This is a genomic window from Azospirillum brasilense, assembly GCF_003349955.1.
Lineage (GTDB): Bacteria > Pseudomonadota > Alphaproteobacteria > Azospirillales > Azospirillaceae > Azospirillum > Azospirillum brasilense_B.
In genome coordinates this window covers 18019-27002 of the sequence record NZ_QLKQ01000089.1, presented here as the reverse complement: position 1 = coordinate 27002, position 8984 = coordinate 18019, and the positions used below count along the sequence as shown (strand labels likewise).

The following is an 8984-nucleotide window of genomic DNA, read 5'->3' as shown; positions in this document are numbered from 1 at the left end:
GCCGGTGACCAGATGAGCGCCCCGGCTCCTACACCACGCCTCGGGACACGACCGTCTGGCCCCTCAGGCCCCGTCGCCTTCCGTGCGGGGGCGTGGATTGAAACCCTACTGGGCATGATCACCGTCGGCACGGCCACCAGTCGCCTTCCGTGCGGGGGCGTGGATTGAAACGACGTCGACATGCTGGTGGCGGGCGTGTCCTACAGCGTCGCCTTCCGTGCGGGGGCGTGGATTGAAACATCGAGTGCCGCGGTCCCTACAGCCGCGTCCGGTGTCGCCTTCCGTGCGGGGGCGTGGATTGAAACACGATCACCGTCGCGGCCGGCTCGGGCAAGTACGTCGCCTTCCGTGCGGGGGCGTGGATTGAAACGAGTGACCGGTTGGCCATTGCCAGAAGCTCCTCGGTCGCCCTCCGTGCGGGGGCGTGGATTGAAACACCATGCGGGCATACGGTACCGAGGCGCAGGCCACGTCGCCCTCCGTGCGGGGGCGTGGATTGAAACGGCGTCGACGTCGGGCGGCAGGACGGGCTCGGTCGTCGCCCTCCGTGCGGGGGCGTGGATTGAAACTCCTCACACCACCCCTCTTCGGTATCACCGGATAGTCGCCCTCCGTGCGGGGGCGTGGATTGAAACAGCCGTGCAAACACCCCGAAGGAGGAAGGACATGGCCGCCCTCCGGGCGAGGGTGTGGATTGAAACGGGGACGATCTGCCCGGCAACGTGCGCCTGTCTCCGCCCCGCCAACCCACTCACCGGTTCCGGACACGATTGAGCAGCGTCACAAATTCCTGCCGCTCAAGGAGCCCGTCCTGATTGGTGTCGGCCTGTTTGAAGGCCGAATCGACGATATCGAGAAACTCAAGAGTGTCTATTTTCCCGCCGGTTCCTGCGATGCTCGCGAACACGTCGGCCGGCAAAAATGTTTCGTCGACGGTTAAGGCGAGGTCCTTGTTGCGATCCAGAATGTAGAACACCAGCATTTGGTTGTTCTTGAACTCCATCATGGAGACGTTGCCGTTTTGATCGTCGTCGAGAAGTTCGAAGATCCGGGCGTCGCGTGAAGTCTCCACGGAAGCCGCCGCAGCGGTCCCCGCCATATGCGTGAGCGCCGCCAGAGCCACAATCAACGGGAACGCCCCTCGTGCCTTCGCGGCCATGGCCGATCTCCCCTTTCAGAGCTTTTCCCCGTCGGCCATCTGCGGCGGTGGAATGGCAAGTCCGGCTTTGCGCAAGCCGTCAACGATCCGGACGATGATGTCCGGGTGGATGTTGCGTCGTTCGAATTCGGGGATCGCCTTGAGCGGGAAGTTCGGGTCGAGCCGAAGGATTTCGGAAACCGCCTTCGCCGCCTCGGCCCGGTTTCCGGTCTGGCCGTGTATCATCGCCAGCGCGACGTGGCCGAGAATGATCTCCCGCCCGAGGTTGGCCCGCCGCATCTCCTCGAGCGCGTCGTCATAGCGGCCATTCACGTAATGATAGGCGGCGATCACGATGCGGTACCAGCTCGGCTGCGCCGGGTTGCGCGTGAAGGCTTCGCGGATCAGCGGAATCCCGCGCTCCCACTCGCCGGTCAGGCTGTAGCAGCGCCCGAGGTCGGCGAGGATCGCGCTGTCGTTCGGGTTGAGCGCAAGCGCCCGTTCATAGGCGGCGATGCTGCGTTGCGGCTCTCGGCGCAGCCACCAGGCAAGCCCAAGCGCCTGATGCGACAACGCGCTGTCCGGGGCCAGCGCCACCGCGCGTTCGGCCAACTGCAGCCCGTCATCGATCGGGTTGGGGCGGGCCGGACTGGGGTTGAAGCCGAGCCGGGCTTCGTCGACGGTGACCATGGCGAGCGCCGCCCAGGCCTCCGGGTAGCCTGGGTCGCTCCTGGTCGTCCGTTCGAGACAATCCCGCACCTCGGCATGGAGGGCGACGCTGAACTGGCGCCAATATTGACGGGTGCGCAGAAGGCAGGCGTAGGACGACAGATCCTGTGGCGCATGCTGGCCGTTCAACCGCGCTTCCTCGCGCTCGATCACGCCGTCCGACTGCGCCAGGGTACGGACGACCTGAACGGCGATATCGTGCCGCAGATCCAACAGCCTGGTCGGCGTGACGGCGCGACGGAAACTGTCCGACCACAGGTAGCGATGATCCTTCGCCGCGATCAGCGTGGCCGTGACTTGGATGAAATCGCCGGTCTGAGCGACGCTGCCCTTCAGTATGTAGTCGACACGGGTGTTCGGCACGGCCTCGCGCAGGGCCGGCGCCGAAGCGTAACGGAAACTGGTATCGGCGCCGAAGACCAGAAAATCGTCGAAGCGGACGAGCGCCGCGACGAGATCCTCGGTGATGCCGTCGGCGACGAGGTCGAGAGCTGGATCGCCGGACCCGTTGGTGAAGGGCAGAACCAACAGGGCCGGACCCCGCACCGCTCGTTGCGGCGCGGCCGGTGCCATGGCGCGCTCCAAGGCGTCCTTCGACGGGTCGGGAGCGATGCCGCGCCACCCGGCGAAGAGCCCCAGACCGACCACGGCCAGAAGCATGACTGTGGCCGCGACGGCCAGCCAGCGGAACGGACGGTCGATGTGGCGTCCGAGGATCGGTGGCACGCGAGGCAGGGTCAGCCTTTCACGGGTCGGCACCGATGCCGGACCGGAAGCCTCGTCCGGAAGGTCGGTCCCGGCCGCGACCGGCACCAGGGAGAACTGGGGGATGTAGCCGCCCTTGGGAATGGCGATGCGAAGCGGGTCGGCGGCACCTTCCGTCAGGTAATAATGCTCCAGGGCGCGGCGAAGACGGCCGGCCTGGATGCGGACCACCGGGTCGAGCAGCGGGTCAAAGCTGGCGTCGCGGTCAAACACATCCATGGCGATGGTGTAGGCCTTGATGCGATTGGCGCGCCCGGCCAGAGCCTCCTGCACGATGAACTGCAGAAAGCGGCGGCCACGGGCGGAGCCACGCAGGCTGCGGCTGGCCAGCACGCGCGCCAGCGCGGCATCGATGACCGGGGCCGTGATGGAGGATGCGGGCAAATCAGTGATCCGTGGTTCGTCGGAGGCGTGAAGCACGAGCGCCCTCCTTCCGTTAAGTCCATCCGGCAGCCGGCCGACAAGGCAAGCGGTTGCTACACCATGCGGTCCATGCCGGGACGGCCTACACCAGCCAAGCGCTGGAAGTTGTAGACGTCATGGACACCAGGCGCATGACAAAACATCGGGAAAATTCATTCGAATGCAAAAAAGTTTTTGTGCATGAACGGTGTGCGCGATCATTGCAGAAATATGCGCCGTACGAGGTCGGTTCACATACTAGTCCGAAGAAATGGCGGCTAGAACACTTACTGACGGTATAGACGCTTCACGCACATACCCTGGCTACATTACTTCGTTCGGAATCATACCCCATTACCTTTTCGTGTAGCATGCGAATCCGTTCTGTTTACCTGTTACGGTATCAAAGCCAACCGTTTCACCCTTCAAGTCAGCGGGCAATCCGGTGCAGGTTGTCCAGGGGCAAAGCCCGGAATAAGGCAGGCACCCCGGCGTTCTTCCAGAACCGGGGAGACCAGCCCATGTCGGACAAGCTGCGGCACGTCGTGGAGCGATTCCCGGACTTGGAGGGGATGATCAAACAACACAGCGCCGACAATCGGTTCTTTCGTAGCCTCTGTGAGGACTACGGAGAAGCCGTCGAGATTTTGCTCGGATGGGAAGCGTCGAACAGCGGACGACGCTCAAAACGCACCGCCGCGTGTCGTGATCTCATCGCGGACCTCGAACAGGAAATCCTTCTCGAACTCCAGAACCGGATCGATGGTGTATGACCATCCGCTGAGCCTGCTGCGGAGTCTCTCAATGAAACGTCAGTCCCATTACGGATCACACTGAACACCCGTCCGCGAGGATGATGAGCATGGCAAAAAAGCTGAAGGCCACCCATCGCATCGAGTGCGCGCAACCAAAGCTCAAGCGGCGGGACTACGAGAGTGCGCTTGCGGAGCTTCATGTCGAACTGGTGAAGCTGCAACAATGGGTTGTTCACAAAGGCGTGAAGGTCTGTATCGTCTTCGAAGGGCGCGACACCGCCGGCAAGGGCGGAACCATCAAGGCCATCACGGAGCGCGTGAGTCCACGCGTGTTCCGCGTCGTCGCCTTGCCGACACCGACCGAGCGCGAGAAGTCGCAGATGTACATTCAGCGCTACATTCCGCATCTGCCGGCTGCCGGGGAAGTCGTCATCTTCGACCGGAGTTGGTACAACCGCGCCGGGGTCGAGCGGGTGATGGGCTTCTGCACCGAGGAGCAGGCGAAGCGGTTTCTCGACGCCGTCCCGAGCGTGGAGAAGGCGATCATCGAGTCCGGGGTGGTTCTGCTGAAATACTGGCTCGAAGTCAGCCCGAAAGAGCAGACGCGCCGCCTTGAAGCACGGATCAACGATGGGCGGAAGGTCTGGAAGCTGTCGCCGATGGATTTGAAGTCCTACGGTCACTGGTACGACTATTCGCGCGCCCGTGACGATATGTTTGCGGAGACCGACACCTCCTGGGCTCCGTGGTTCGTTGCGCGGTCGGACGACAAGAGGCGGGCGCGCCTGAACATCATCCGCCACATGCTCGACCACATTCCCTACAAAGAGCTGCCCAGGGAAACCGTGAAGCTGCCCAAGCGCCAGGACCCGGACGGCTACGAGAACCCCAGCTACCCGATGAAGGTCATTCCGGAGCGGCAATGGCCCACGGAGTGAGGCCGACTGGTGATCCTCGGTCAGCGCCGCCGCCGAACAAACCACAGATGAACGGACCACAGGCCGGCGACGAGAAGCCCGGCCGCCACGGCACCCAGAAGGGAAATGTCGCCGACACCCGGCCGTGGAAGGCGACCACTCTCCAACGCCGCGCGGACCTTCTCCAAGTCCTCCCGCAGCGAGGGTAGGGGGAGCGCGGCGAGATCCTCCACAGGGAGGGACCCCAGAATGCGCCGCGGGTCCGCCACCGCCCGCCACCGGCTGTCCAACGGCAGGCTCTCGGCAAGCCGGCCGACCTCGCCCTCGTCCGTGAAGAATTGCGGATCGAGCGTCAGTGGGAACAGGGTCGTCTCGCCCCGCATGCGCAGTTCGATCATCGCGTTCACGTCGTTGCAGACGCCCAGCGCGTAATAGCCGCCGAACGGAAGCTCCGGATGGCGCCGCTTGATCGCGTCGTAGGCGCGTACGATGACACCGGCGAGGCGGATCACCTCCATCGCCTCCTCCCCACGGTAGCGGTGCGCAACCCTGCCCATCACCCAGGCCTGATCGCGCGTGACACTCGGGCGGAACACGGCCTGGCCGTCGATTCCGAAATAGAAGGACAGATCCGCGTTGACCACAGGGCCACGGACGACGAGTTCGTGCTGGGAATGGCTGACCGGAACCAGAAGGTTGCGGTCCGTCCCGGGAACCGGCAGTCGGGTGTCGATCCAGAACGGCGTCAGGACGTCGCGGCCATGGTAGATCAGGTCGCCGAAATTGGCGAAATAACGCGAATCGCGGACCTCCACGTCGTGGCCGCCCAGCGCCAGCGTTTCCATCAAGGCGCGGGGGGTGTCCAACGTCCGGCCGTCAAGGACGACCCGGTGGCGTCCCCCGCCGCCCGCCGCGTTCAGGGAGAGGCGGTTGAGCAGTTCGGCCAAACGCCGGCCATCGGCGTAGCGCTCGGCCAGCGCGGGATCGACGCGGTCGCCGGCTTCCAGCCCAAAGCCCAGCGGGCGCAGATAGGCATCCGGTGCCGGAGGGGTTCCGACCGCGGGAATGCCCAGCCCTTCATCGACCGCCGCCTCGACCGCCGCCTCGACCATCGCGGGCTGCGGTGGGAAGCCATCGTCGCCGGACTGGTCCAGCATAGCTCCGGCAAGCCGCACGGACCGGCCCATTCCCTGCACCGTCAGCCCGGGAAACCGGTCCAGTCCTTCGAAATCCTTGCCGAGGATCATCTCGCGCAGCCGCTTGATCTCATCCGGCCCCAGAATGCCGCCCGCCTTCGGATCGCGCCCCAGGCGCCGGTACAGGGCTTCCACGAAATCCGGGTTCCGGGCCAGCTCGGACATGACCTGTGAGACGGGCAGCCATGGCGCCTCGTCCGCCCGCAGAGGCACGGAGCACAGCAAGATGCCGGACAGGATGAGAGCGGAAACGGCGCGGCCCAGGCCCATCACGCCAAGCCCATCATGGGGGCCATCGTCATCGGGTTCGGCTCGCGACGCGCGGGGTGTCGGCGGTCGGTGGTCCGCACGCGGTGCGTTTCGTGCAGGACTCGTCCCAATGAAGGAGAAGGATGCGGCGCACCTCTTCGATCGTGCGCGGATCGGATTGCGTCGAGTGACCGGAACGCACGATATACTCGGATTCAACTCCGTCGATGTGGGCGCTCTTGTACTCCACGACACCATCGTCGCCGGTTTCGACCGGCCCGTCGCCGCGCACCGCGATGATCGAGTGCGCCTTGACGCCCGCGGCGATGGGCGTGCGCGCCAGGGTCTGGACCAGCAGGCTGCCGGGGGTCATGGCGTGTACGCTGCCAAACCCCGTCTGTCCGGCAAGCGTGGTGCTGGCGTCGTCCAGCTTGCCGATTTCCGAACTCACCCTCAGGAGGCGTCCCGGCAGCCGCACCAGACTTGCGACGAACTGGCTGATCCGGTTGCCGGCGACATAGCTGCCGCCGTGCGGCGTGGCGATGAAGACGAGGCGCTTGACCGACGGAACCGGCTGCACGAACAGGGCGCGTGTCAGCAGGTCGCGCGTTTCCGGGTCGAGCTGAAGCTGGTCCGGTGGCTTGCGGAACGCCGCGTTCCACAGTCGGGGACCCGTGTCCACCGCCGTCATCTTGGTCAGCAGGCCACCCTGGCTGTGCCCGATCACGACCATCTCGCGCAGCGCCGGTTCCCGCCCGGACGGGTCCAGGGTGGACACCGCCTCCTGCAGAGCATCGCGCAACAGCAGGGCGGAATAGGGAACGGGATTGCCCGTCTCGTAGCTGAAGAACCAGAACTGGAAGCGGTCGCGGATGCGCGGATCGCTTCTCAGATCGTTCAGCATCTCGGCCCAGCGCACCGGGCTCGATGCCGTCCCGTGAACGAAGACGACGGGGATGCGGCCGGACCGGTATGGTTCCAGCGCGACGAGGCGGGACGGCATCTTGTCCAGCAGGCCGCCGCGCAGGAAGCCGCCGAACTCGAATTCCCAGACCGGCATGCCGTCCAGCATGTAGGCCAGCGTGGCGGTGTGCTCGACCTCCAGCGGCACGGGTTGGCGGTCGATCAGCACCGCTTCGGTTTCGGACGATGGGTAGAGTTCGAGCTGCGCGCGCACCTGCCCGCCCGTGATCTGGCGCCGGGGATCGGGGATGCGCAGCAGCGCGGTCACGGGCGTCTTGACGCGTGGGGCGACCTGGAAGCCCTTCGCCAGGGTGCCCTGCGTGGTCCCGGCGGCCAAGGGGGCACCGATGCCGGGTTGGCGATAACGGTTGTCGAGGCCATGGACCTGCAACTCGGCGACCGGGAAGAAACCGGTCAGCTGGCGCCCGCCCCACACCAGCTCCCGAGAATCGAAGGCCACGTCCAACTCACCGAACGGCAGCGGGTGGCGGGCCTCCCGAATGGCAATGCCGGTTCGGTCCTCCGTCGCCAGCCCGGAGGTCAGGCCACGGTTGTACAGGTCGGTGGCCAGCCGGAACCGGGGATCGTAGGGGCTGGGCGGCTGGTCCAGTCCTCCCGGAAAGAGAAACGCGTAGGCGTAGAGGGCGGACGCCAGATAATAGGGCGGCCCTCCCCGCTCCTCGGCGTGCAGGAACGACATCTCGGCCAAGGCGAAGACCTCGTCGGCGCCGCCATGCCCCTGCGTGACCAGCGCGCGGAGGTCGGCCATGGCGTTCTCCGGCTGCGTCAGGAAGCGGTCCGTCAGGGACCACCGGCGCAGCACATTGTGGGTCGGATCGCTGAGCGCGTGCGCCGACAGGACGTTGTGCGTGAGCTGCTGGTGGACGGTGCCGTGGTCCACGCGTTCGACGCTGACCGCCGTCGCGCATCCCCCGGCAAGAAGCGTCCAGACCAGCAGGACCGCGACGGCGAAGCCCCCCGGAAGGGGCGGGCGCCTCATCCCGCAGCCTCCTGCGTCGCCTCCTGCGCCGCCCGTTGCCACCGGCCGGGCATCATGGCTTGCGTGCACTCCCATGCCCTCCGCCCGTGCTTTCCGCGCAAACTCTTCAACTGCGTTCGTGGCGACCGCCGTTCAGAACCAGTTCTTGCGCGCCGGCTCGATCGACACCGCGAGGGCTTCGCTGACGACGGCGGTGATCGTGTCGCCGACCTTCAGCGAGGGAAGCTTCGCCTGACGGGCGGGGTCCGTCACGTTGACGGTGTAGACCTCGCCGCCGTTGGGATTGACGAGGTCGATGCTGTTCGCTCCGAGGTCGATCCCGACGACCAGCCCGCTGAGCCGTGTCACCTGCACGCCGATGCCGCCCGGCGCCTCGACCGAGCGCGCGACCGTCTGCTGGATCTCGTCCTCGGGCACGGGCGCACCGGGTTGGGACACCATGAAGGCCACGGAGCGGTAGAACTGCGCGTCGACGGTGTCTCCGACCTTCAGCATCTCCAAGCGCACCGCGGGCCCGGCCATGACGGTGACCGGCGTGCCCGATCGTCCGTTCAACGTGACTTTCCGCTTGGCCGCGTCGATGGCCGTGATTTTCGCGTGGAGCGTGACGGCGGCACTTTCCGGAATGACGTTCGTCAGAACGGGTCTGCTCTGCGCCGCCGCCGGATGCGGAGCGATGGCCGGGGCCAAGAGCGCGCCGCAGAGGATGCCCACTGCGGTTACGGTGGCCGTTGGCAAGGTTGCACGACGCTTCATGCTGTCCTCCTGTTTTGCCCGGCACACTCCAGCGCCGTCTTCGAAGTGCAAAGTTGGACTGCGGGCCTGGGACCGTTCGGTGTGGTGCGTTGTTGTCCACCGCCAAGTCCTGTA

The 8984-nt window shown here is 65.7% G+C and carries 7 protein-coding genes and 1 CRISPR repeat array; of the genes, 2 read left to right on the top strand and 5 right to left on the bottom strand.

All coding sequences use genetic code 11. The annotated features are described in order from the left end of the window. Positions 1-72: 72 nt before the first annotated feature. A CRISPR array of direct repeats spans positions 73-701; the repeat unit is 32 nt; unit sequence GTCGCCTTCCGTGCGGGGGCGTGGATTGAAAC. Positions 702-751: 50 nt separating this feature from the next. Together DXK32_RS27600 and DXK32_RS27595 are read right to left on the bottom strand one after the other, a co-directional pair. Beyond that, entirely contained in the window at positions 752-1159 is a 408-nt protein-coding gene (locus DXK32_RS27600) for an EF-hand domain-containing protein (protein ID WP_114861434.1), read from the bottom strand. Between the two features lie 15 nt (positions 1160-1174). Next, on the bottom strand, positions 1175-3052 hold the full coding sequence (locus DXK32_RS27595; protein ID WP_162801376.1) for a tetratricopeptide repeat protein: 1878 nt from the start codon (positions 3050-3052) through the stop codon (positions 1175-1177). Between the two features lie 503 nt (positions 3053-3555). Between DXK32_RS27595 and DXK32_RS27590 the strand changes: the two genes are divergently transcribed. Both DXK32_RS27590 and ppk2 read left to right on the top strand, forming a co-directional pair. Then, positions 3556-3807: a hypothetical protein gene (locus DXK32_RS27590; protein WP_114861432.1), complete on the top strand. Its 252-nt coding sequence runs from the start codon at positions 3556-3558 to the stop codon at positions 3805-3807. Between the two features lie 89 nt (positions 3808-3896). Then, the gene (gene ppk2 / locus DXK32_RS27585; protein WP_114861438.1) at positions 3897-4727 is read left to right on the top strand and encodes a polyphosphate kinase 2; all 831 of its coding nucleotides are present in this window, start codon (positions 3897-3899) and stop codon (positions 4725-4727) included. 20 nt (positions 4728-4747) lie between these two features. On the opposite strand, the gene DXK32_RS27580 is transcribed toward ppk2, so the two are convergent. From DXK32_RS27580 to DXK32_RS27570, 3 genes are all read right to left on the bottom strand, one after another. Then, a complete protein-coding gene (locus DXK32_RS27580; protein ID WP_162801375.1) occupies positions 4748-6175 on the bottom strand; it encodes a hypothetical protein in 1428 nt (475 codons plus the stop codon). Between the two features lie 25 nt (positions 6176-6200). After that, positions 6201-8114 carry an esterase/lipase family protein gene (locus DXK32_RS27575; protein WP_114861430.1) on the bottom strand — a complete coding sequence of 638 codons (1914 nt, stop codon included), beginning with the start codon at positions 8112-8114 and terminating at the stop codon, positions 6201-6203. A gap of 132 nt (positions 8115-8246) precedes the next feature. Then, a complete protein-coding gene (locus tag DXK32_RS27570; RefSeq protein ID WP_162801374.1) occupies positions 8247-8870 on the bottom strand; it encodes a hypothetical protein in 624 nt (207 codons plus the stop codon). Positions 8871-8984 lie beyond the last annotated feature (114 nt).

What these genes read in the sequence shown, in the direction of transcription:
- DXK32_RS27600 (WP_114861434.1), bottom strand. Translation starts at nt 1,159, where the DNA reads ATGGCCGCGAAGGCACGAGGGGCGTTCCCGTTGATTGTGGCTCTGGCG.
- DXK32_RS27590 (WP_114861432.1), top strand. Translation starts at nt 3,556, where the DNA reads ATGTCGGACAAGCTGCGGCACGTCGTGGAGCGATTCCCGGACTTGGAG.
- ppk2 (WP_114861438.1), top strand. Translation starts at nt 3,897, where the DNA reads ATGGCAAAAAAGCTGAAGGCCACCCATCGCATCGAGTGCGCGCAACCA.
- DXK32_RS27575 (WP_114861430.1), bottom strand. Translation starts at nt 8,114, where the DNA reads ATGAGGCGCCCGCCCCTTCCGGGGGGCTTCGCCGTCGCGGTCCTGCTG.
- DXK32_RS27570 (WP_162801374.1), bottom strand. Translation starts at nt 8,870, where the DNA reads ATGAAGCGTCGTGCAACCTTGCCAACGGCCACCGTAACCGCAGTGGGC.